Source organism: Nonomuraea sp. WAC 01424, assembly GCF_003947315.1.
Lineage (GTDB): Bacteria > Actinomycetota > Actinomycetes > Streptosporangiales > Streptosporangiaceae > Nonomuraea > Nonomuraea spiralis.
In genome coordinates this window covers 78,546-100,576 of the sequence record NZ_QHHZ01000001.1, presented here as the reverse complement: position 1 = coordinate 100,576, position 22,031 = coordinate 78,546, and the positions used below count along the sequence as shown (strand labels likewise).

At 72.8% G+C, this 22,031-nt stretch carries 16 protein-coding genes, 1 pseudogene and 1 riboswitch; of the genes and pseudogenes, 6 read left to right on the top strand and 11 right to left on the bottom strand.

All coding sequences use genetic code 11. The annotated features are described in order from the left end of the window. Nucleotides 1-114 precede the first annotated feature (114 nt). Entirely contained in the window at nucleotides 115-1,881 is a 1,767-nt protein-coding gene (locus tag DMB42_RS00385) for a CocE/NonD family hydrolase (RefSeq protein WP_185844390.1), read from the top strand. 75 nt (nucleotides 1,882-1,956) lie between these two features. Here DMB42_RS00385 and DMB42_RS00380 read toward each other — a convergent pair whose 3' ends face one another. The 3 genes from DMB42_RS00380 to DMB42_RS00370 form a co-directional block, all read right to left on the bottom strand. Next, nucleotides 1,957-3,258 (bottom strand): ABC transporter substrate-binding protein, encoded by a 1,302-nt coding sequence (locus DMB42_RS00380; RefSeq protein ID WP_125631081.1) that lies wholly within the window; start codon nucleotides 3,256-3,258, stop codon nucleotides 1,957-1,959. Then, nucleotides 3,258-4,847 (bottom strand): AMP-binding protein, encoded by a 1,590-nt coding sequence (locus DMB42_RS00375; RefSeq protein ID WP_185844389.1) that lies wholly within the window; start codon nucleotides 4,845-4,847, stop codon nucleotides 3,258-3,260. Before DMB42_RS00375 ends, DMB42_RS00380 begins: the two co-directional genes overlap by 1 nt. Nucleotides 4,848-5,335: 488 nt before the next feature. Then, nucleotides 5,336-5,728: a helix-turn-helix domain-containing protein gene (locus DMB42_RS00370; RefSeq protein WP_125629476.1), complete on the bottom strand. Its 393-nt coding sequence runs from the start codon at nucleotides 5,726-5,728 to the stop codon at nucleotides 5,336-5,338. 107 nt (nucleotides 5,729-5,835) lie between these two features. Here DMB42_RS00370 and DMB42_RS00365 point away from each other — a divergent pair, with 107 nt between their 5' ends. Further along, nucleotides 5,836-6,681 (top strand): NAD(P)H-binding protein, encoded by an 846-nt coding sequence (locus DMB42_RS00365; protein ID WP_125629474.1) that lies wholly within the window; start codon nucleotides 5,836-5,838, stop codon nucleotides 6,679-6,681. A 126-nt stretch (nucleotides 6,682-6,807) separates the two neighbouring features. On the opposite strand, the pseudogene DMB42_RS56245 reads toward DMB42_RS00365, so the two are convergent. Further along, nucleotides 6,808-6,957: pseudogene (locus DMB42_RS56245) on the bottom strand (beta/gamma crystallin domain-containing protein); the annotation flags it as partial. A gap of 218 nt (nucleotides 6,958-7,175) precedes the next feature. After that, the gene (gene cobF, locus DMB42_RS00355; protein ID WP_260477405.1) at nucleotides 7,176-7,934 is read right to left on the bottom strand and encodes a precorrin-6A synthase (deacetylating); all 759 of its coding nucleotides are present in this window, start codon (nucleotides 7,932-7,934) and stop codon (nucleotides 7,176-7,178) included. A 147-nt stretch (nucleotides 7,935-8,081) separates the two neighbouring features. Here cobF and cbiE point away from each other — a divergent pair, with 147 nt between their 5' ends. From cbiE to DMB42_RS00340, 3 genes are all read left to right on the top strand, one after another. Further along, a complete protein-coding gene (cbiE, locus tag DMB42_RS00350; RefSeq protein WP_260477404.1) occupies nucleotides 8,082-9,290 on the top strand; it encodes a precorrin-6y C5,15-methyltransferase (decarboxylating) subunit CbiE in 1,209 nt (402 codons plus the stop codon). 66 nt (nucleotides 9,291-9,356) lie between these two features. Then, the gene (gene cobM, locus DMB42_RS00345; RefSeq protein WP_125629468.1) at nucleotides 9,357-10,112 is read left to right on the top strand and encodes a precorrin-4 C(11)-methyltransferase; all 756 of its coding nucleotides are present in this window, start codon (nucleotides 9,357-9,359) and stop codon (nucleotides 10,110-10,112) included. Then, the gene (locus tag DMB42_RS00340) at nucleotides 10,097-10,933 is read left to right on the top strand and encodes a cobalt-precorrin-6A reductase (RefSeq protein ID WP_125629466.1); all 837 of its coding nucleotides are present in this window, start codon (nucleotides 10,097-10,099) and stop codon (nucleotides 10,931-10,933) included. Before cobM ends, DMB42_RS00340 begins: the two co-directional genes overlap by 16 nt. On the opposite strand, the gene DMB42_RS00335 is transcribed toward DMB42_RS00340, so the two are convergent. The 3 genes from DMB42_RS00335 to cobG are packed head-to-tail and all read right to left on the bottom strand — an operon-like array spanning nucleotide 10,924 to nucleotide 14,209. Further along, nucleotides 10,924-12,402: a precorrin-2 C(20)-methyltransferase gene (locus DMB42_RS00335; RefSeq protein ID WP_125629465.1), complete on the bottom strand. Its 1,479-nt coding sequence runs from the start codon at nucleotides 12,400-12,402 to the stop codon at nucleotides 10,924-10,926. The genes DMB42_RS00340 and DMB42_RS00335 overlap by 10 nt on opposite strands. A gap of 5 nt (nucleotides 12,403-12,407) precedes the next feature. Continuing rightward, on the bottom strand, nucleotides 12,408-13,028 hold the full coding sequence (locus DMB42_RS00330; protein ID WP_125629463.1) for a precorrin-8X methylmutase: 621 nt from the start codon (nucleotides 13,026-13,028) through the stop codon (nucleotides 12,408-12,410). Next, nucleotides 13,025-14,209 carry a precorrin-3B synthase gene (gene cobG, locus DMB42_RS00325; RefSeq protein ID WP_125629461.1) on the bottom strand — a complete coding sequence of 395 codons (1,185 nt, stop codon included), beginning with the start codon at nucleotides 14,207-14,209 and terminating at the stop codon, nucleotides 13,025-13,027. The genes DMB42_RS00330 and cobG overlap by 4 nt, the downstream gene beginning before the upstream one ends. 71 nt (nucleotides 14,210-14,280) lie before the next feature. Next, a riboswitch (cobalamin riboswitch) is annotated at nucleotides 14,281-14,407 on the top strand. Nucleotides 14,408-14,460: 53 nt separating this feature from the next. Here cobG and cobN point away from each other — a divergent pair. Further along, nucleotides 14,461-18,105: a cobaltochelatase subunit CobN gene (gene cobN / locus DMB42_RS00320; RefSeq protein ID WP_125629459.1), complete on the top strand. Its 3,645-nt coding sequence runs from the start codon at nucleotides 14,461-14,463 to the stop codon at nucleotides 18,103-18,105. Here the strand turns inward: cobN and DMB42_RS00315 are convergent. The 3 genes from DMB42_RS00315 to DMB42_RS00305 are packed head-to-tail and all read right to left on the bottom strand — an operon-like array spanning nucleotide 18,060 to nucleotide 22,029. Beyond that, entirely contained in the window at nucleotides 18,060-19,391 is a 1,332-nt protein-coding gene (locus DMB42_RS00315) for a cobyrinate a,c-diamide synthase (RefSeq protein WP_125629457.1), read from the bottom strand. The genes cobN and DMB42_RS00315 overlap by 46 nt on opposite strands. Next, complete coding sequence (cobO, locus tag DMB42_RS00310) at nucleotides 19,385-19,987, bottom strand: cob(I)yrinic acid a,c-diamide adenosyltransferase (RefSeq protein ID WP_125629455.1); 603 nt, start codon at nucleotides 19,985-19,987, stop codon at nucleotides 19,385-19,387. The genes DMB42_RS00315 and cobO overlap by 7 nt, the downstream gene beginning before the upstream one ends. A gap of 2 nt (nucleotides 19,988-19,989) precedes the next feature. After that, complete coding sequence (locus DMB42_RS00305; RefSeq protein WP_125629453.1) at nucleotides 19,990-22,029, bottom strand: putative cobaltochelatase; 2,040 nt, start codon at nucleotides 22,027-22,029, stop codon at nucleotides 19,990-19,992. Nucleotides 22,030-22,031: the final 2 nt, after the last annotated feature.

Below are 22,031 nucleotides of genomic sequence, written 5' to 3'. Positions count from 1 at the left end.
AGCCTGACGCTTGTCGGTATGAGTGATCCTGTCCCGGGACGCCGCGGCCGAGTGCTGCAGGCTGGACGCCTGTGTCGAGATCATCGGCCTCGCCGCATGTGCGAAGATCATTTCGTGATCAGAAAGAGACTTGCCGGTTTTGGCATGGCTGTGCTCGGCTTAGGCTTCGTTCTGCCCGCGGCGCCGGCGTCGGCCGCGCCGGCCCTCCTTGTGCGCGACGGACGGACTGAGCCCGCTTTTTCGTACGAAGAGGCGGTGCGTGAGACTGTGTACGTCGAGACGCCGATGGACAGCGATCATGACGGCCGCCGTGATCGGGTCGCTGTGGCCGTGATGCGGCCCGCGGAGACCCGGAACGGGATGAGGGTTGCCACGATCATGAAGGCGACGCCCTATACGGGCCGGGTGACGCCATCGACGGTGCCCGACCCGGGGGTGTTCTCCGACTGGTACGACGAGTACTTCGTGCCCCGGGGTTACGCCGCGGTGGAGGTCGAGGTGCAGGGGACGGGCGCCTCGGAAGGGTGCCCGACGACCGGTGGCCGTGAGGACGTTCGCAGCGCGACCGCGGCCATCGACTGGCTCAACGGCCGGGCCCGTGCCACCCATGCGGACGGGAGCGCGGCGGTCGCCGACTGGAGCACCGGCGCCGTCGGCATGATCGGTCTCTCCTACGACGGCACGCTCGCGGAAGCGGCCGCCGCTCAGGGGGTGAAGGGGCTCAGGACCATCGTTCCGGAAGGGGCGATCTCCAGCTGGTACGACTACGCGCGAGATCAGGGGATCGCCTATGCCGGTTCGCTGGGCAACCGCTATCCGGAGTACCAGGCAAACCGGGTCATCAGTGAGAACGCCCTGGCCAAGTGCGGGGACGTCCTGGCGAAGCTGGGGGACCGCGCGGCCGATGACAGCGCCGAATACACCCCCTTCTGGGCCGAACGGAACTATCGGCGGCATGTTTCCCGTGTGCGGGCCTCCGTCCTGCTGGCGCAAGGTCTGAACGACACGAAGGTTCGCGGTCGCCAGTTCGCCGAATGGTGGCAGGGGCTGGAGGACGCCGACGTGCCGCGCAAGCTCTGGCTGCACAACGGCGGACACGAGGACCCGCTGGTCACCGGCGCCGGTGCCTGGCAGGAGACCCTGCACCGCTGGATGGACTACTGGCTCTACGACCTCGACAACGGGATCATGCGAGAGCCGCGGGTGACCGTCCAGCAGGCGGACAACTCCTGGCAGACCTCCGCCAACTGGCCGCATCCCGACTCCCGGCCGGTTCGTATGTGGTTCGGTCCGGCTGACTCGTCAGCCGTGGGCACCCTCGGAGACACGCCCGCCACCGGCGCGACCCAGACCTTCACCGACGACCCCGCGCGGAACGAAGCGGAAATGATCGCCAACCCGTCGGTCGGCGTACCTTACCGGCTCGCCTACCTCACTCCGCCTCTGACCCGGCCCACGCGTCTGTCCGGTACGCCGGAGGTGAGCGTACGGATGACGAGCACGTCGACCAGCACTCCGCTGACGGCCCTCCTGGTCGACTACGGCCCGGCGGCTCCGGGTACGTCGGCACCTCAGCCGGAAAGCGCTGACTTGTTCGCTCCTGCCCCGAGAGGCAAGCCGACCAAGACGCCGATCGTCACCCGCGGTTCCGTCGACGTCAAGAACCGGGACTCGGTCACCCGTCCAAGCCCTGTCCGTCCCGGCCAGGCGTACACGGTCAGTTGGCGCCTGCATGCCACGGACTACGTCTTCCCGGCGGGCCATCGCATCGCGGTCGTGATCGTCGGAAACGACAAGGACTACGTCACCGTCGACCCCGCCGCAAAGTCCGTGACCGTCGACCTCGGCTTGAGCAACGTGGTGCTTCCCTTGGCGAACTAGCCCCGACCGTCTGACCGCTGTTCGGACGTACGAGCCCCGGCCTGCGGTCGTCGACCACCGTTTCGGGACGGGTCTTCACGAAGGTGGCGATGACGAGGTCGGGGTGGCGGGCGAGGCGAAGGCGGCGTCGCCGTACCACGGCCCGACGGCGTGCGTCAGGGATCCCCGCTCCGCGCGCGCACCGCGCGGAGCCAGTGGTGGAACGCCCGCAGGAGCACCGCTGCGAAGATCCTCGCTGAGGACGAGTTCGGGCAGTCGGGTGTTCGTGACCAGGGCCAGTTCATGAGGATGACGGGTGCCGGCGCGCCACTGGCCGCCGATGAGCGGGATGGCGGCGATGTTCGGAGCGGGCCCCTTGGCCCAGTCCAGCGGGCCCGCGACGGTGTCCACCCTGGTGGTGGCGAGGGTGGCGGCGATGTCGCCGCGATCCTCGGCCGAGGACAGTACGTGGGCGGCCACCTCGAACAGGGCATGGGCGACGCCCAGTGGCTGCAGCCACTGCCTGCCGGTATGTCGCTCGTACAGGGCCGCGAGATCTGCCGCCGTCATGTCGCCCAGCGACGAACGACAGGGATGCCGGGGAGACCAATAGACGATGGTGGCGATTCCGTCGGGGCCCGGCGGCTCCGGCGGCGTGAACGGGTAGGTCAGCCACCGGGAAGAGGTGATCAACCGAGGCCGCAGCCCCAGCCGATCGGCGTGACGCCGGAACGCGGCCAGGTCGTCGGTGGTGGCGGCACTGGTGACGATCTCCACTCCGTTGCGCAGGAAGTGCGCGGCACAGGCCTCGAAGTCCCCGTTCGCCTCGGTGTACCCGCCGGGATCGATCAGTCTGTGCCCCCGCCGCGCCGCCACCGCCTCGAACACCCCGTTGCGCAACGTCGTCCCCTGGAAGTGGGTGTTCCAGAGGCAACCGACGGTCATTCCGGTTCCCAGCCGTTCCCACATGTCCGCGAACACGTCGGCGATGTCGTCCAGCCCCCACCCGAAGTGGTACGTCCAGCGGAACGTGTGACCGGGCGGGACCCCTCTCGCGGCGTAGTACGCCTGCCAGGGGAACGTCGTCGACAGGCAGGGCGTCTCCAGCTCCTCGCAGGTGGCGGCCACCGCCGGGAGTACATGGGACCCGGCCATCGTGAGGATCAGGTGGACGCCCTGCTCGCGGACGAGCTCGGTGGTGACGAGCCGGGCATGGTCGGGATCCGATCTGCTGTCCCGCCACAGCAGGCGGATGGGACGTCGCCCGCTGCCCCGGCCGGGGTCGGCGAGCGTGGGCTCCAGCAGTTCTCCCGCGAACGTGAGGGGCAGGCCCAGCTCGGCCAGCCGGCCCGTCCGCGGGACCACCACGCCGACTCTCGCTTCTGTCTGCCGAACCATCACGCGATTCCCCCTTGCGGTTGTGTGTGCCGAAGGGGGGAGACGTGCCCGGTGAGAGCGCCGGAGGCGATCAGGTCACGGACCTCGGTCTTGCGGACCTTGCCCAGTGAGGTACGGGGCAGCGAGTCGGAGATGACCAGGCGGGCGGGCAGGTACTGCTCGGTCATCCGGCGCCCGCGCAGGAAGACGCGCAGATCCTCCAGCGACGGCGGCGTGCCCGTGGGGACGACGACAGCGCACGTCTCCTCGTGCCCGTCGGCGTCGGGGATGCCGACGATGGCGACCTCGGCGACCGCCGGATGGCCGTGCAGTTCGCTCTCGACCTCGGCGACGGGGATCAGCAGCGTGCTGCCGATCCGGTCCACGGCGCGTGACTGATAGTGGAGCCGGCCGTCCTGGCCCATGCGCATCAGGTCGCCGGTGTCGTACCAGCCCTCATCGGTGTCGGGCGTCCATGTGCATCGGCCGGTGCGCATGTCGACCATGGCGTGGCACAGTCCGGGTGATCGTACGTGCAGTGTCCCCTCGTCCTGCCGGAGCTCGACCTCGACGCCGTCCACCGGTCGGCCGATGCTGTCTTCTGCCGGGTCGCCAGGCGAACTGCGGGAGATGAGGCCGCATTCGCTCATCCCGTAGGCATTGATCAGGTGCGGGGAGAGCACGTCGCGGATGTCCGCGGCGGTGGAGGCGGGCAGGGCGGCCGCCAGGCTGACGACCCGGCTCAGCGAGGACAGGTCTCGGGGACGACGCCGTTGCGCCGCGACCAGCTGCCCCCAGAACAGGGGCGGTTTCACACAGCAGGCGATACGGTGCCGCTCGATCAGATCCAGCCAGTGGCCAGGATCTTTGGAGGTGGAGAACACCGACGGGCGGCCGGTCAGAAGCGGGGCGAGGACGTTGATGCTGAGGCCGAGGCTGTGGCCGATCTCACTGCTGGTGCCCGAGATCTCCGAACGCCCGAGCAGGCGGGCGATCAGCCGTACCGTGGCGTACCGGCTGTTGAAGGTGTGCAGGACGCCTTTGACGCGGCCGCCGGTGCCTGAGGTGAGCAACATCTGGCACAGGTCGTCCGCGCTGACCTGCGGACGTTCGCCCTGCTCAAGGGGTGTGAGAGTGGCCGCCCGCGCCAGCAGGTCACTGATCCCGACCGTGGCCGCGACACCGGCGCTGTCGTCATCGGCGGCGGTGATCAGCAGATCGGCAGGGGTGCCCTTCAGGACGAGATCCCTCTCGCGGCCGCCGAGGCAGTGATCGAGGACCAGCGTGATCGCACCGACCCGCCCGCAGGCCAGCCACAGTGCCGCGGTCTCCCAGATCTCGGGCAGGTGGAAAGCGACAAGATCGCCCGGTCGTACGCCTGTCTCCCATAGCGCCGCGGCCAGCAGCTCCACCTGTTCGGCCAGCTGAGCAAAGGTGACGGTGACACAGTGATCGTCGTCACGGACTGTGATGTAGGCGGGCTCGCCGGGCCGTACGCGTGCCTGGCGGTGCAGATCGTCCAGGAAGGTCTCCCGGCGCCACCAGCCTTCGGCGTAATAGGCGGCGGTCTTTGCGGGCAGCGGTGGTGAAGGTGTGGTCAGGCCGCTCATAGTGGGTCCCCTCCATGTGCGCGGTGACGTGGTCTCCCGTCCAGAGCCCTGGCCGGAGAACCCATGATTCACTCTTGCCGCCATACCCACGTCCGCTACGGAACGTAACCATCGTTGTGTGTTCTGCGGCATGAGCAGGCGCACGCTCGAGGGCGCCACGGCCCGCTCCTGTCGCCTTTCGCGGAGGCGACGACGCCGCACAGGTCGGCCGTGAACCTGCAACCGCAGGCGCAGAACCGGCAGGCGATCATCGGCCGGTATGCCACCGCAGGTGTGTCGGCGGCGGTCCTGACGCACGCGATGGTCGATGTCACCGCCGCCTGCATCCCGGGCCAGAGAGCCGGCGAGGGCTGCACGACCGGCAAGGTTGAGTGCTCGCCTGGACCGCCTCCGCTCGGTCCACGCCACGTCCAGGCCTTGGGTACACGTCGCCTGGTCGGCCGTCGGCCCGAAGGAGGCGAACCAGCGGGCCATCGTTACTGAAACCCTCATGCCGCCGGGCCGTCATAGCGCCGCCGGGCCCGCTCGACCTGCTCGAGGTTGGCGGTGCCCCATTCGGCGACGTACGCGAAGAGGGGGGCGAGGCTGTGGCCGAGCTCGGTGATCTCATATTCGACGCGCGGCGGCACCTCAGGATGGTAGGTGCGGACGACGAGGCCGTCACGCTCCAACTGGCGCAGGCGCTGAGTGAGCACCTTGGGACTGATGCCCTCGATGCGCCGCTCCAACTCGACGAACCGGTGACGGCCGAAGGTGTGGAGCGACCAGAGGATGGGCGTCGTCCATCGACTGAACACGACGTCGATGACCGGAAAGATCGGGCAGGCCAGCTCTGGAGCGGTCGTTGCATCGGTGGCCGGCCACCTTGTCTTGGACGCCATGGTTCACACACCTCCGGTTAGTCACTTTCCTCTAGGTACCTACTAGATCGCCGCTGTTAGCGTCGCCGCTGTCGTGAGAAATCACCGGAAGAACTGAGGAGTCGATCATGATCGTGGTGACGGGTGCGACCGGGAACGTCGGTCAGTGGCTGGTGAAGCACCTGGCGGCAGCGGGGGAGCGGGTGACGGCGGTGTCGAGGGGACTGACTCCGGTGAACCTGCCGAACGGGGTCGAACATGTGCGGGCCGACCTGTCCGCGCCGGGGACTCTGCGGCCCGTCCTCGCCGGCGCCGAAGCGTTGTTCCTGCACGACGGCGGCACCGGTGGTCACGGGCTCACGCCTGCAGACATCCTTGACGTGGCCAGGACGGCCGGGGTCCGGCGGGTGGTGCTGCTGTCCTCGCAAGGTGTGGTGACCAGGCCGGAATCGCCCTCGCACGGAGGCATCATGCATGCGATCGAGGAAGCGGTTCGCGAATCTGGCCTGATCTGGACGATCCTGCGGCCCGGCGCCTTCGCCTCCAACGCCTTCGCCTGGGCGGAGTCGGTACGCACCGAGCGGACGGTCGCCGCTCCGTTCGGCGACACCGGGATTCCAGTGATCGACCCGGCGGATATCGCGGAGGTCGCGGCCGTCGCCCTGCACAAGGACGAACACGCGGGGCGCGCCTACGAGCTGAACGGGCCGGCGGTCGTCACACCTCGGCAGCAGGCCGAGGCCATCGGCGCGGCGCTCGGTGAGCCCGTGCGGTTCGTGGAGTTGACCCGCGCTCAGGCGCACGCGCGGATGGTGGAGTTCATGCCGGAGCCGGTCGTGGAGACCACGTTGGCCGTCCTCGGCGCGCCCAACCTCGCCGAACTGCGGCTCAGCCCGGACGTCGAACGCGTGACGGGCCGGGCGCCGCGATCCTTCGCCGAGTGGGCTCGCCGCAATGCCGCAGCGTTCCGCTGAACGCTCACCTGCCCCTCGTGGCCCTCGCCGCCCCTCGCCGCCCCTCGTCGGCCGCGAGCAGAGCGCGGGCTCGCCTTCGACGGCCGGTCACGCCTGCTTGAGGCGTGACCGGCCAGGGGCGACGTGTCAGAGGATCTGGATGGAGGCGACCTTCGGAGGGCGGTTGGGGAAGGAGATGTCGTGCCAGCGCTCGATCTTCACTGAGTCGCCGTTGGCGTCGTAGTAGATCAGGTCGTTGTTACCGGTGGAGATCCGGTCGACCCACCATCCGCCGAAGTCGGACTTTCCTCTTGCTCGTCGAGATCACAGACTCTCCTCCTGCGGAGATCGGCGCGTACGGGCCGGCCCCGTTGATGATGTCGCGTCCAGACGGAACACCGCATCCTCGGGCCGGCAGGCAGCCGGCTCCGGGGGGTCCGCCATGGTTTCGGTTGCAGCCGTTGACGTGCTTCTCGACCACCGTGGCGTCGATCCGCCGAACCCTCGGAGCCGGGTCAGCGGTTCGTCGGTGGGATGCGGCGCAGCAAGTACGTGTCCATGATCCAGCCTTTGCGGGCGCGGGCCTCCTCGCGCACGGCGCGGATGCGTTCGCCGACCTCGGACACCGGTCCCGACACCAGGATCTCGTCCGGTGTCCCCAGGTAGGCGCCCCAGTAGATGTGGAAGTCGTCGAGGCCGGTGAAGGAGCAGTGGGCGTCGAGCATGACGACCACGTCGTCGGCGGTGGGGCCCCGCTCGGCCAGGCGGCGGCCGGTGGTGAGGTGCGTGGGCCGGCCGACCTGGGTGAGGCCGATGCGGTGGCGGGCGGTGAGGGCGGCGACGCTGCTGATGCCGGGGATGACCTCGACGTCGAGGACGACGTTCCCGCGGCCCAGGATCTCGTCGAGGATGGCCAGCGTGCTGTCGTAGACGGCGGGGTCGCCCCACACCAGGAACGCGCCGGTCTCGCCGTCGTCCAGCTCGTCGCGGATGAGCGCTTCGCAGGCGAGTGAGCGGCGCGAGCGCCAGTCCTCGACGGCGGCGGTGTAGGCGGGGGAGGTGCGGTCGCGTTCGGGGTCGCGGGCCTCGGCGATCCGGTACGGCTCCCGGCCGTGCTCTGCGATCAGGTCGAGGCGGAGCTGGACCAGTTCGTGCTTGACCTCGCCCTTGTCGACGACGAAGAACACGTCCGTGGCGGCGATGGCCTTGACCGCCTGGAGGGTGAGATGGTCGGGGTCGCCTGCGCCGATCCCGATGACGAGGAGCCGTTTCACCCGCCAAAGTCTGCCAGACGGGCACATATACGATGTCCATCGCGAAACCGCTTTGAGGAGGATCGTGAACCTGGCCGAGCAGGGCGGCGCGTCCGCCGCCCGGTACAAACCGCCCCGGGCCAACCCGTCGCGCGTGCTGGGCAACGTGTGATCACGGTCGTCGGGGTCGGCGCGGACGGCTGGGCCGGACTGGCCCCAGGTACGCGGCGTGCGGTGGAGGCGGCCGGGGTGCTCATGGGCGGCGTCCGGCAGCTCGATCTCGTTCCGGCCTCGGACGCCGAGCGGGTGGCCTGGCCGTCCCCGTTGCTGCCCGCACTGCCCGCGCTCATGGACCGGTACGCCGGGCGCGAGGTCTGCGTCCTGGCCAGCGGAGATCCCCTGTTCTTCGGCATCGGCTCGACGCTGGTCCGGCTGCTGGGCGCGGAGCGCGTACGGGTGCTGCCGCACGTGTCGTCGTTGTCGCTGGCCTGTGCCCGGCTGGGCTGGCCGGTCGAGCAGGTGGACGTCGTCAGCCTGGTGGGCCGCCCGTCCGCGGCCCTGGCTGCCGCGCTCGCGCCCGGCCGTCGCGTCCGCGTGCTCGGCGCGGGACCCGGCTCCCCGTCCGTGGTCGCCGAGCTGCTCGTCAGGCACGGCTACGGCCCCAGCCCGATGACGGTGCTGTCGGACCTGGGCGCGCCGCAGGAGTCCGAGCTCCGGGGAACGGCGAAGGACTGGGCGGTGGGCGAGGTGCCCCCGCTCCACGTGATCGCCGTCGAGTGCGTCCTCACCCAGGACGCCGAGCCCCTGGCCAGGGTGCCGGGGCTGCCGGACGGCGCGTACGAGCACGACGGGCAGCTCACCAAGCGGGAGGTCCGCGCCGTCAGCCTGTCCCGCCTGGCCCCCATGCCCGGCGAGCTGCTGTGGGACGTGGGCGCGGGAGCGGGCAGCATCGCCGTCGAGTGGATGCGCAGCCACCCGTCCTGCGCGGCCGTGGCGATCGAGAGCAGGGCCGACCGGGCCGCCGTCGTCCGGCGCAACGCCGAGCGGCTCGGCGTGCCGTCGATGCGCGTCGTCGAGGGCAAGGCCCCCGGGGCGCTGGACGGGCTGCCCGAGCCGGACGCGGTGTTCGTCGGCGGCGGCGCGACCGCACCCGGCCTGCTGGAACGCTGCTGGTCGGCGCTGCGCCCCGGCGGCCGGCTGGTGGTGAACGCCGTCACTGTGGAGTCCGAGGCCGTCCTCGCCCACTGGTACGGCAGGCTCGGCGGCGACCTGGTGCGCCTGAGCGTCCAGCGGGCGTCGCCGGTCGGCGGGTTCACCGGATGGCGGGCGGCGATGCCGGTGACCGTGTGGTCGATCACGAGGAAGGACCAGCCGTGACCGTGTGGCCGATCGCGAGGAAGGATCAGCCGTGACCGTGTGGCCGATCATCGGGAGGGGCCGGCCGTGACCGTGTACTTCGTCGGAGCCGGTCCTGGCGCCGCCGACCTGATCACGCTGCGTGGCCTGCGACGGCTGGAGTCGTCGCCGGTCTGCCTGTACGCCGGGTCGCTGGTGCCGCGCGAACTGCTCGACGCCTGCCCGCCGGGGGCCAGGCTGGTGAACACGGCCGACCTGACGCTCGACGAGATCGTCGCCGAGCTGGCCGCCGCGCACCGCGACGGTCTCGACGTGACCCGGCTGCACTCGGGCGACCCGTCGGTGTTCAGCGCCGTGGCCGAGCAGATGCGCAGGCTGGACGCCCTCGGCGTGCCGTACGAGGTGGTGCCGGGGGTTCCGGCGTTCGCGGCGGCGGCGGCCGCGCTGGGCCGGGAGCTGACCGTGCCCGGCGTCGGCCAGACGGTCATCCTGACGCGTACCTCCGCCCGCGCCACGCCCATGCCGGACGGCGAGGACCTCGGCACGCTCGGTGCGAGCCGGGCCACGATGGTGCTGCATCTGGCCGTGCAACGGATCGAGGCGGTGGTAGCCGAGCTGCTGCCCTCCTATGGTGCGGACTGCCCGGTGGCCGTGGTGGCGCGGGCGAGCCGGGCCGACGAGGTCGTCCTGCGCGGGACGCTGGCCGACATCGCCGGGCAGGTCCGCCGGGCCGGGATCCGGCGGACGGCCGTGATCGTCGTGGGGCGGGTGTTGTCGGCGACGCAGTTCCCCGACAGCCATCTCTACAGCGCGGCGAGGGAGCGGGCGTGCGACGGGTCCTGATCCTCGGCGGCACTGCGGAGGCGCGGGCTCTGGCCGCGGAGCTGGCCGCCGATCCCGGGCTGCGCGTGGTGTCGTCGCTGGCGGGGCGGGTGAGCAATCCGCGGCTGCCGGTCGGCGAGGTGCGGGAGGGCGGGTTCGGCGGGGCGCAAGGGCTGGCGGACTGGCTGGTGGAGGAACGCGTCGAACTGGTGGTGGACGCCACCCATCCGTTCGCCGAGCGGATGACCGCCTCAGGGGTGGCGGCCTGCGCGGCGGCGGGGGTGCCGCTGCTGGTGCTGCGGCGTCCGGGCTGGCGGGAGGGGCGGGGCGATGCCTGGCTGCGGGTCGGCTCTTTGCCGGCCGCGGCCGAACTGCTGGCCACCGACGGCTGGCAAGCCGGTGCGGCGGGCTCTGCGCGGACCGGTGCTCGCGGGGCTGAGCGCCTGGGTGGTCGCGGGGCGGAGCGCATGGGTGTTCGCGGGGCGGAGCCGGTGCGGGTGTTCCTCACCACCGGCCGGCGCAGCCTGCCGGTGTTCGCGCCGCTGCCCCGGGTGTGGCTGCTGGCCAGGTCGGTGGACCCGCCGGAGGGGCCCGTGCCGGCGAACGTGCACGTCCTGCTCGACCGTGGACCGTACACCGTCGAGGGCGAGCGCGCCCTGATCCGGGAGCACCGCCTGGACGTGCTGGTGACCAAGGACAGCGGCGGGAGCATGACCACGGCCAAGCTCGACGCGGCGCGCGAGGCCGGCCTGCCGGTGATCATGGTGAACCGGCCGCCGCTGCCCGCGGGCGTCCGGGTGACGGACAGCGTGGCGGCGGCGGTGGCCTGGGTTCAGGGGTAGCGGCGCGGGGTGTAGACGACGCCGCCTTCGGTGGCCCGGGTCGTGGACGAGCCGATGATCAGCAGACAGCGCATGTCCACCTGGCCGGGGTCCAGCTCGCCGAGTGTGGTGACCGTGACGCTCTCCTCCGGGCCGCCGACGTCGCGGCCGATCACCACGGGGGTGTCCGGCGTGCGGTGCTCCAGCAGCAGGTCCCGGGCGGCGGCGACCTGCCATGTACGGCTGCGCGAGGCCGGGTTGTAGATCGCCAGCACCAGGTCCGCCCGCGCGGCGGCGGACAGCCGGTCGGCCACCACCTCCCAGGGCTTGAGCAGGTCGGACAGCGACAACACGCAGTAGTCGTGACCGAGCGGCGCGCCCGCCCTGGCCGCCACCGCCTGGGCGGCGGTCAGTCCCGGCACGACCCGCACCGGCACGTCCGGGAAGTCGGCGGCGGCTTCGAGCACGGCGCTGGCCATGGCGAACACGCCCGGGTCGCCGGACGACACGACCGCCACGCGGGCTCCGTCCCGGGCCAGCTCAAGGGCGTGCCTGGCACGTTCGGCCTCCACCCGGTTGTCGGTGCGGTGGCGACGCTGGCGCGGGTTGGGGGCCACGCGGTCCACGTAGGGGCCATATCCGACGAGGTCGGTGGCGGCGGCCAGCGCCTCCTGCGCCTCCGGCGTCAACCACGGCCGCCCGGCCGGGCCCAGCCCGACCACGGTCACCTCGCCGGCTCCCTCCGGCGCCGGGCGTTCGGGCACGAACGTGCGCTCCGCCGGGCTGGCGAGCAGGGCCAGCGAGAAGTACGGGACGCCGGCCGGGTCCACGTCCTTGAGCGGCGCGACCCGTTCTGCACCCATGGTGGCGCGCTCGACGTACCAGGCGTCGTCGAGCCGCCCGGCCTCGGCCAGAGCGTCACGCACCTTCTCGAACGTACGGCCCAGCTTGAGCACGGCGGCCGAGTCGTCGTCGCGCAGCCGCTCGGCCAGCGCCTCGGCGGGCAGCGTGCCGGGCAGCACGGTCAGCACCTCGTCCCGCTCCACCAGTGGACGCCCGAGTACGGCGGCGGCGGCGCTGACCGAGGTGACCCCCGGTACGACCTCGGTCGGATAGCGGTGGGCGAGGCGCTTGTGCATGTGCATGTAGGAGCCGTAGAACAGCGGGTCACCCTCGGCCAGCACGACCACCGTGCGGCCCGCGTCCAGGTGGGCGGCCAGGCGTTCGGCGCAGTCGGCGTAGAAGTCGTCGAGCGCCCCCTGGTAGCCGCCCGGATGGTCGGTCGTCTCCGTGGTCAGCGGGTAGAGCAGCAGCTCCTCGGTCTGACCCGCGCGCATGTACGGCAGCGCGATCGAGCGGGCGATGCTGCGGCCGTGCCGGGCGGCGTGGTAGGCGATCACGTCGGCCTCGCCGATCAGCCGGGCGGTCTTGACCGTGACCAGCTCGGGGTCGCCGGGACCGAGGCCGACCCCGTACAGGCGCCCTGTCATAGTCCTCACTCCGTCTCGCTCGCGATGGCGTTGACCGCCGCCGCCGTCATCGCACTGCCGCCGCGACGGCCGTGCACCACCAGGTATTCCAGGTCGCTGTCCGCCAGCGCCTGCTTGGACTCGGCCGCGCCGATGAAGCCGACCGGGACGCCGAGCACGGCCGCGGGGCGTCCCGCGCCCTCGGCCACCAGCTCCAGCAGCCGGAACAGGGCGGTCGGCGCGTTGCCGATCGCCACCACCGCGCCCTCCAGGCGGTCGCGCCACAGCTCCAGGGCGGCGGCGCTGCGGGTGGTGCCGAGGTGTCCGGCCAGCTCCGGCACGCGGGGGTCGCCCAGCGTGCACAGGACCTCGTTCCCGGCGGGCAACCTGCCTCTGGTCACGCCCGAGGCGACCATCATGGCGTCGCACAGCACGGGCGCGCCGCCGCGCAGGGCCTCCCTGGCACGTACGACCACCTGCGGGGACCAGTCCAGGTCGGCGACGAGGTCGGTCATGCCGCACGCATGGATCATGCGCACCGCCACCTGGGCCACCTCGGACGGCAGGCCCGTGAGGTCGGTCTCGGCGCGGATGGTCGCGAACGAGCGCCGGTAGATCTCGGCGCCGTCGCGGATGTAGTCGCTCACTCCTGGTGTTCCTCATATCCGTTGGTGGTCGCGATCATCTGGAGGACCTGGCCGCGTGGCAGGCCGCAGCGCCGCCCGCAACCGGACCAGTGGACCGGCGTGGCGGGTGCGCGGCCGAGGCCGTGCACCCAGCGCCGGGCGTCCGCCTGCACGTCGGCGAGCGCCTTCACGCAGCCGGGACGGCCGGCGCAGGCGGTGACCCCGGCCCAGGGGGAGTCCGGGTCGGTGGTGAGCCCGATGGCGGCGAGCGCCTGCTCGGCCCGGTCCGCCTCGCCGGGGGAGAGGTCCGGCAGGACGACGGTCCGCCAGGGGGTCAGCCGCACGGCGTGCCCGGTGTGGGCGAGGGCCCCGGCCTGGGCGGACGTCAGACGGCCGAGCGGTACGAGGGCCTCGATCGCCACGCTGCCGTCCCGCTGCGCGATCCTGCCCGCGCACGGGCGACGCGCGGAGGCGGGCGGGGCGTCCATCCGGCCTGGTCGGCCGTCGGGCGGGCGGGTGGCGATCCCGGATGGGGCGTCGCGCAGGCGGGAGGCGATCCTCGCGGGACCGTCCGGCAGTTCGCGGATGCGCCAGGCGCGGGGGCCGTCGGTGGACAGCTCGTCCAGGAACGCCTCGGCGGCGTCGATCATGAGCGGGACCGCCGTGTCCGGGGCGACGGTCAGCCCGATGTCCCTGCCGGCGAGCAGCAGCCGTCCGGTCGCCAGATACGTGACGTCCGCACCGAGGCCGGCGACGTCCCGCGTGCCGTCGTCCAGGGCGAACAGGAAGCGTCCCGGCAGCGCGGCCAGCCGTGGCCGCGCGCACAGCGCCCGGTCCAGGGCGTACGCCGTCGCTAGGACGTCCAGCAGCCCGTCAGGCCCGCGCCCGCTCAGCGGCGAGGCCAGGATGTTGCGGACCCGCTCGTGCGCGGGCGACGGCAGCAGCCCGGCCGCGGCGACCCGCCCGGCGAAGATTTCCGGCGAACGCAGCCCCCGCACCTGGACGTTCGCCCGCGACGTCAGCTCGATCACGCCCGCGCCCAGCTCGGCCGCGCACACGGCGAGCACGCGGAGCTGCGCGGCCGACACCGCACCGCCGGGCAGGCGCACACGGGCGAGCAGGCCGTCGGCGGCCTCGTGCACCTGGAGCGCCCCCGGACAGGCATCGGGGCGCGAACGTCCGGAAGATTCACCTACGGGCACGAAGGGATCGTAACGCCACTTCTGGGACGGGTCGCTCCTGCCGTAAGCTTCGGCGTAGGCGATGGCAATGGGAGGAAGCCGGTGCGAAACCGGCGCGGTCCCGCCACTGTGACCGGGGAGCGAACCCCACCACGAGGCCACTGCCCGGAGACGGGTGGGAAGGCCGGGGTGAGCGTCGATCCGGGAGCCAGGAGACTCCTGCCGTCGCATCACCCGCGACCGGGGCGAGGACCCCGAGGGAGGAATGCGCCGTGCCTGGCGACAGCCGTACCGTTCTGCTGCTCTCCACCTCCGACACCGATCTGCTGAGCGCTCGTGCCTGCGGCGCGGGCTACCGTCTGGGCAATCCCGCCCGGCTGACCGCCGAGGACGTCCCCGGCCTGACGGAGGGGACCGACCTCGTCGTGGTGCGCCTGCTGGGCGGGCGGCGGGCCTGGGAGGAAGGGCTCGACGCGCTGCTGGCAGGGCCGCGCCCGGTGGTGGTGCTGGGCGGGGAGCAGGCGCCCGACGCCGAGCTGATGGAGTTGTCCACGGTCAGCGGCGGGGTGTGCGCCGAGGCGCACGCCTACCTGGCCCATGGCGGCCCGGCCAACCTGGCCCAGCTGCACGCGTTCCTGTCCGACACCGTCCTGCTGACCGGGCACGGGTTCGAGCCGCCCGCCCCGGCGCCCACCTGGGGAAGACTGGAACGCCCGTCCCGGACCACCGGCGGCCCCGTGGTCGGGGTGCTCTACTACCGGGCGCACCACATGGCCGGCAACACCGCGTTCGTCGAGGCGTTGTGCACCGCGGTCGAGGACGCGGGCGGGCAGGCGCTGCCGATCTTCTGCTCGTCCCTGCGCGCGGCCGAGCCGGAGCTGCTCGACACGCTGCGCGCGGCGGACGCGGTGGTCGTCACCGTGCTGGCGGCGGGCGGCTCCCGCCCGGCCACCGCGGGAGCGGGCGGTGACGACGAGGCATGGGACGTCGGCGCGCTGGCCGAGCTCGACGTGCCGATCCTGCAAGGACTCTGCCTGACCACCACCCGGCAGGCATGGGAGGAGAACGACGACGGGCTGTCGCCGCTGGACGCCGCCTCCCAGGTGGCGATCCCGGAGTTCGACGGGCGGATCATCACGGTCCCGTTCTCGTTCAAGGAGATCGACCCCGACGGGCTCACCGTCTACGTCGCCGACCCCGAGCGGGCCGCCCGGGTGGCGGGCATCGCGGTGCGCCACGGTCTGCTGCGGCACACGCCGCCCGCCGAACGGCGGCTGGTGGTGATGTTGTCGGCGTACCCGACCAAGCACTCCCGCGTCGGCAACGCGGTCGGGCTGGACACCCCCGCGAGCACCGTCCGGCTGCTGGCCCGGCTCGCCGAGGCGGGCTACGACCTCGGCGACGGCTTCCCCGGCGTCGCCGGCCAGGACGGCGACGCGCTCATCCACGCGCTGATCGCCGCCGGCGGCCAGGACCAGGACTGGCTGACCGAGGAGCACCTGGCGGGCAACCCCGTCCGCATCTCCGCCGCCTCCTACGAGCAGTGGTACCGCACCCTGCCCGCGGAGCTGCGGGAGGAGATCGAACGGCACTGGGGGCCGCCGCCGGGCGAGCTGTTCGTGCACGAGGGCGACAGCGGGACCGACATCGTGCTGGCCGCGCTGCGGGCCGGGAACCTGGTGGTGATGGTCCAGCCGCCGCGCGGCTTCGGCGAGAACCCGATCGCCATCTACCACGATCCCGACCTGCCGCCCAGCCACCACTACCTGGCCGCCTACCGCTGGCTGTCGGCCGAGTTCGGCGCACACGCGATGGTGCACGTCGGCAAGCACGGCAACCTGGAATGGCTGCCCGGCAAGGCGGCGGGGATGTCGGCCGCGTGCGGCACCGACGCCGCCATCGGCGACCTGCCGCTGATCTACCCCTTCCTCGTCAACGATCCGGGGGAGGGCACGCAGGCCAAGCGGCGCGCGCACGCCGTGCTGGTGGACCACCTGGTGCCGCCGATGGCCCGCGCCGACACCTACGGCGACATCGCCCGGCTGGAGCAGCTCCTCGACGAGCACGCCACGATCGCCGCCATGGACCCCGCCAAGCTGCCCGCGATCCGGGCGCAGATCTGGACGCTGATCCAGGCCGCCCGGCTCGACCACGATCTCGGGCTGGCCGACCGGCCGCACGACAGCGAGTTCGACGACCTCATCCTGCACGTGGACGGCTGGCTGTGCGAGGTGAAGGACGCGCAGATCCGCGACGGCCTGCACGTCCTTGGCCAGGCGCCCACCGGTCAGGTACGGGTCGACCTGGTGCTGGCCATGCTGCGCGCCCGGCAGATGTGGGCCGGCAGGGAGACGCTGCCCGGTCTGCGCGAGGCGCTCGGCCTGGCCGAGGACGGGACGGCGGGGCTGGGCGACGTGGACCGGGCGGAGTCGACCGCCCGCGCCCTGGTCGAGGCCATGGAGGAGCACGCCTGGGCCCCGGAGGCAGCCCCCGCCGTCGCCCGCGCGACGCTGGTCGGGGCGCCCGGCGTCGCTCCCATCGCATCGGGTCGTGTGCCCGAGGAGCGGGTGGAGCTCGTGGCGCGCGTGCTGGCCTTCGCCGCCACCGAGATGGTGCCGCGCCTGGCCCGCACCACCGACGAGCTCGACCATGTCCTGCACGCCCTGGACGGCGGCTACGTCCCCGCCGGACCCAGCGGTTCGCCGCTGCGCGGCCTGGTCAACGTGCTGCCGACCGGCCGCAACTTCTACTCCGTGGATCCCCGGGCGGTGCCCAGCCGCCTGGCCTGGGAGACCGGCCAGGCCATGGCGGAGTCGCTGCTGGAGCGGTACCGCGCCGACACCGGGGAGTGGCCGCGCTCGGTCGGGCTGTCGGTGTGGGGGACCAGTGCCATGCGCACGGCGGGCGACGCCGTCGCCGAGGTGCTGGCCCTGCTCGGCGTCCGCCCCGAATGGGACGAGGCCTCGCGCCGCGTCGTCCGCCTGGAGCCGATCCCGCTCGCCGAGCTGAGCCGCCCGCGCATCGACGTGACGATCCGCATCAGCGGCTTCTTCCGGGACGCGTTCCCGCACGTGGTGAGCATGCTGGACGACGCCGTACGGCTGGTCGCGTCGCTGGAGGAGCCGGCCGAGGACAACTACGTACGCGCCCACGTGGCCGCGACGGGCGGGGACGAGCGCCTGGCCACGATGCGCGTCTTCGGCTCGGCGCCCGGCGCGTACGGCGCGGGGCTGCTGCCGCTCATCGACAGCCGCAACTGGCGCGACGACGCCGACCTGGCCGAGGTGTACGCCGTGTGGGGCGGCTACGCCTATGGCCGCGACCTCGACGGCGTCGCGGCCCGCCCCCAGATGGAGGACGCCTACCGCCGCATCGCCGTCGCCGCCAAGAACGTCGACACCCGCGAGCACGACATCGCCGACTCCGACGACTACTTCCAGTACCACGGAGGCATGATCGCCACCGTGCGGGCGCTCACCGGCAGGGCCCCGGCCGCCTACGTCGGCGACAGCACCCGCCCGGACGCGGTCCGCACCCGCACCCTGTCGGAGGAGACCTCGCGGATCTTCCGCGCCAGGGTGGTCAACCCGCGCTGGCTGGCCGCCATGCGCCGCCACGGCTACAAGGGCGCCTTCGAGCTGGCCGCCACCGTCGACTACCTGTTCGGCTACGACGCCACGACCGGCGTCGTCGCCGACTGGATGTACGACAAACTGACCGAGACCTACGTGCTCGACCCCGAGAACCAGGAGTTCATGGCCCGCTCGAACCCCTGGGCGCTGCACGGCATCGCCGAACGCCTCCTGGAGGCCGCCGAACGCGGCATGTGGCAGCACCCCGACCCGGAGGTCCTGCGCGGCCTGCAGGAGGTCTACCTCAAGACCGAGGGAGACCTGGAGGACGACACCAGCCGCTGAGCCAGGCGCGGCGCACCCGCCCAGTGCAGGTGCAGGTAGGACGCGGTCACACCGGGGTCGCCGTAGCCGTCGTGGCCGCCGTCCCAGCTGAACAGGGGCTCGCCCGCGTACCGGACGGCGGTGCGGTGGAACTCGTGCCCGCGCAGCCGCTCGCCCGTCCTGGTGAGCGGCGAGCGCCGCAGCGCGACGGCGTCCCGGTAGCCGAGCGTCAGCCGGGACGTCATCCGCGCCCGCCCGGGGACGCGCCCGCACATGCGTTGCCCGTCCAGCTCGTCGCACAGGTACAGCAGCCCCGCGCACTCGGCGGCGATCGGGCCGGGGAAGGCGGCGACCTGCTGCCGTAGGGGCTCGTTGGCGGCCAGTTCGGCGGCGTACACCTCCGGGAAGCCGCCGCCGATCACGATCGCGCCGGTCCCGTCCGGCAGTCGTGTGTCGCGCAGCGGATCGAAGACGGCCACGTCCGCGCCCGCCGCCCGCAGCAGCTCGGCCTGCTCGGCGTAGCCGAAGGTGAACGCCGCCCCACCGGCCACGGCCACCACCGGCCGGTCGCTCGTCGCGCCGGGCGCCGGCGGCGCCCAGGCGGGGCCGCCCAGCGGGGGAGCCGAGCGCGCCAGCCGCAGCAGCGCGTTCAGGTCGCACGAGCGCGCCACCAGGGCGGCCAGCCGGTCCACGGCGGCGACCGCCTCGGCCCGGCGCTCCGCGGCGGGCACCAGCCCCAGATGCCGGGAGGGCGTGGCCACGGCGTCCTCGCGGCGGATCGCCCCCAGCACCGGTACGCCCGCCGCCGCCAGCGCGGACCTGCACAGCTCCTCGTGCCGGTCGGAGCCCACCCGGTTGAGCACCACACCGCCCACCCGCACGTCCGGGTCGAAGGTGGCGAACCCGTGCACCACCGCCGCGACCGACCTGCTCTGCCTGGCCGCGTCCACGACCAGCACCACCGGCGCGTCCAGCAGCGTCGCGACGTGCGCGGTCGAGGCGAAGCCGGAGTCCCCCTTGCCGTCGAACAGGCCCATCACGCCCTCGACCACCGCCACGTCGCACCCGGCCGCGCCGTGCAGGAACAGCGGCGCGATCAGCTCCTCGCCGACGAGCCAGGGATCCAGGTTGCGGCCGGGACGCCCGCTCGCCAGCGCGTGGTAGCCCGGGTCGATGTAGTCGGGCCCCACCTTGTGGGGCGAGACCCGCAGCCCGCGCGCCCGCAGCGCCGCCATGAGCCCCGTGGCCACCGTCGTCTTGCCGCTGCCCGACGACGGGGCCGCGACGACGAGCCGGGGAACTACCACTCGATGCCCTTCTGGCCCTTCTGCCCGGCATCCATGGGGTGGCGCACCTTGCCCATCTCGGTCACCAGGTCAGCGGCCTCGACCAGCCGCTCGGGCGCGTCCCGGCCGGTGATCACGACGTGCTGGTTGCCCGGCCGGGAGGTCAGCGCCGCCAGCACGTCGTCCAGGTCCAGCCAGCCCCACTTCAGGGGGTAGGTGAACTCGTCCAGGACGTAGAACCGGTACGTCTCGGCCGCCAGGTCGCGCTTGATCTGCTTCCAGCCCTCGCGGGCGTCGGCCGCGTGGTCCTCCTCGGCGCCCGGACGTTGGATCCACGACCAGCCCTCGCCCATCTTGTGCCAGGTCACCGCGCCGCCCTCGCCGCTCCTGCCGAGCACCTGGAGCGCCCGTTCCTCGCCGATGCGCCACTTGGCCGACTTGACGAACTGGAACACCCCGACCGGCCAGCCCTGGTTCCAGGCCCGCAGCGCCATCCCGAACGCGGCCGTGGACTTGCCCTTGCCAGGGCCGGTGTGCACCATCAGCAGCGGACGGGTGCGCCGCTGGCGCGTGGTGAGGCCGTCATCAGGCACGACGGCCGGCTTTCCCTGCGGCATGATCAGATCGCCTTCCTGTGGTCACGGACGACCGTCCCGAGGTCGGCCATGGAGTCGAGAGAGACCAGACGGGCACCCAGCCGGGACGCCAGCCGGACGGCCAGGCCGAGCCGGACCGGCCCGTTCTCGCAGTCCACGACCACCGACGCGATGCCCGCCACCAGCCCGGCGGCCCGGTCCACGTCGCCGCCCGCCGTGGCCCGCCCATCGGTCACCAGCACCAGCAGCGGACGCCGGGCCGCGTCCCGCAGCCGCTCCACCCGCAGCACCTCCGCGGCGCGGGTCAGCCCGGCCGCCAGTGGCGTGCGGCCGCCGGTGGGCAGGGACCGCAGCCGGGCCGCGCCCGCCTCCACCGAGGACGTGGGAGGCAGCGCCACCTGGGCGCCCGCGCCCCGGAAGGTGATGAGTCCCACCTTGTCCCGCCGCTGGTAGGCGTCCAGCAACAAGCTGAGCACGGCGGTCTTGACCGCGGTCATACGCTTGCGGGCGGCCATCGAACCGCTCGCGTCCACGACGAACAGCACGAGGTTGCCCTCCTTGCCCTCGCGTACCGCCTCGCGCAGATCGTCGCCACGCAGCACCAGCCCCGGCCCACTGCGCCCGCGCTTCCGCTGCTGCGGCGCCGCGGCCAGCACCGTCGCCATGACGTGCAGGTCGCGCACCGAGCCGGACGGACGCCGCGCGCCGATGCTCCGCCCGTGCCGGGTCCGTGAGCGGGACCGCCTGCCCGCCGTGCCTTCCCCGATGCCCGGCACCGCCAGCAGCGGCACCCGGAACGGAGCGCTCACTCCGGCGACCCGCACGGCGGCATCCGTCTCCGCGGCCGGGGCTGCCGCCTGTGCGCTCTCAGCCGCGGGACCTTCAGCCGTTCCCGGTTCCGGCCCTACGGGGTCGCCCGGACGCTCGTGCGACGCGGCGTCCCGCGCGGGATCGCCGCCCTCAGGACGGGCCGGCGGTTCCGCGTCCGGCGGCGGCGTGCCGTCGGGACCGGCGTCGTTCCCCGGCCCCGGATCGTCGGGCCCCTCGTCTTCCGAGGTGCGCCTCAGGAGCTCGTCGAGCAGCTCCTCGTCCAGGCCGGGCGCGTCGAACGGGTCGCGCCGCCTGCGGTGCGGCAGCGCCAGCCGGGCCGCGGCCCGCACGTCCTCGGTGGTCACCGTGTCCCGGCCCTGCCAGGCGGCGTGGGCGATGGCGGCGTTCGCCGTGACGAGATCCGCCCGCAGCCCGTCCACCTCGAACGCCGCGCAGACGGTCGCGATCTGCCGCAGCCGCGCGTCAGGCAGCCGCACCGCGGAGACCCGCGCCCTGGCCGCGACGATGCTGCGGGCCAGCGCCGCCTCCTCGGCGGCCCAACGGCCGGCGAACGCCGGGGCGTCGGCGTCGAAGGCGAGGCGGCGTCGCACCACCTCGGCGCGTTCGGCGGGGTCGCGGGAGGCCTTCACCTCGACCGTCAGCCCGAACCGGTCGAGGAGCTGCGGCCGAAGCTCCCCCTCCTCGGGGTTCATGGTCCCGACGAGCAGGAAGCGGGCGGCGTGCCGGACCGACATCGACTCGCGCTCGACGTAGCACGTGCCCAGCGCGGCGGCGTCGAGCAGGAGGTCGACGAGGTGGTCGTGCAGAAGGTTCACCTCGTCCACGTACAACACGCCGCGATGCGCCGCCGCCAGCAGCCCGGGCTCGAACGACTTCACCCCCTCCGTCAGCGCCCGTTCCACGTCGAGCGAGCCGACCAGGCGATCCTCCGACGCGCCGACCGGCAGCTCCACCAGGACGGCGGGACGGCTGACGCCTTCGGCATCCGGCCCGTGGGGGCCGTCCGGGCACTCGGGATCGGGCGCGGCGGGATCGCAGGCGAACCGGCAGCCCGGCACCACGTCCACCGCGGGCAACTGCGCCGCCAACGCCCGCACGATCGTGGACTTGGCGGTGCCCTTCTCCCCGCGTACCAGCACCCCGCCCACCCGCGGCGAAACCGCGTTCAGCACCAGGGCCAGCTTCAGGTCCGTCAGCCCGACGACGGCGCTGAACGGATACGTGATGATCAAAC

Coding starts and splice junctions, on each gene's coding strand:
- DMB42_RS00370 (WP_125629476.1), bottom strand. CDS start 5,728: ATGGCGTCCAAGACAAGGTGGCCGGCCACCGATGCAACGACCGCTCCA.
- DMB42_RS00375 (WP_185844389.1), bottom strand. CDS start 4,847: ATGAGCGGCCTGACCACACCTTCACCACCGCTGCCCGCAAAGACCGCC.
- DMB42_RS00365 (WP_125629474.1), top strand. CDS start 5,836: ATGATCGTGGTGACGGGTGCGACCGGGAACGTCGGTCAGTGGCTGGTG.
- DMB42_RS00380 (WP_125631081.1), bottom strand. CDS start 3,258: ATGGTTCGGCAGACAGAAGCGAGAGTCGGCGTGGTGGTCCCGCGGACG.
- DMB42_RS00335 (WP_125629465.1), bottom strand. CDS start 12,402: ATGACAGGGCGCCTGTACGGGGTCGGCCTCGGTCCCGGCGACCCCGAG.
- cobO (WP_125629455.1), bottom strand. CDS start 19,987: ATGCCGCAGGGAAAGCCGGCCGTCGTGCCTGATGACGGCCTCACCACG.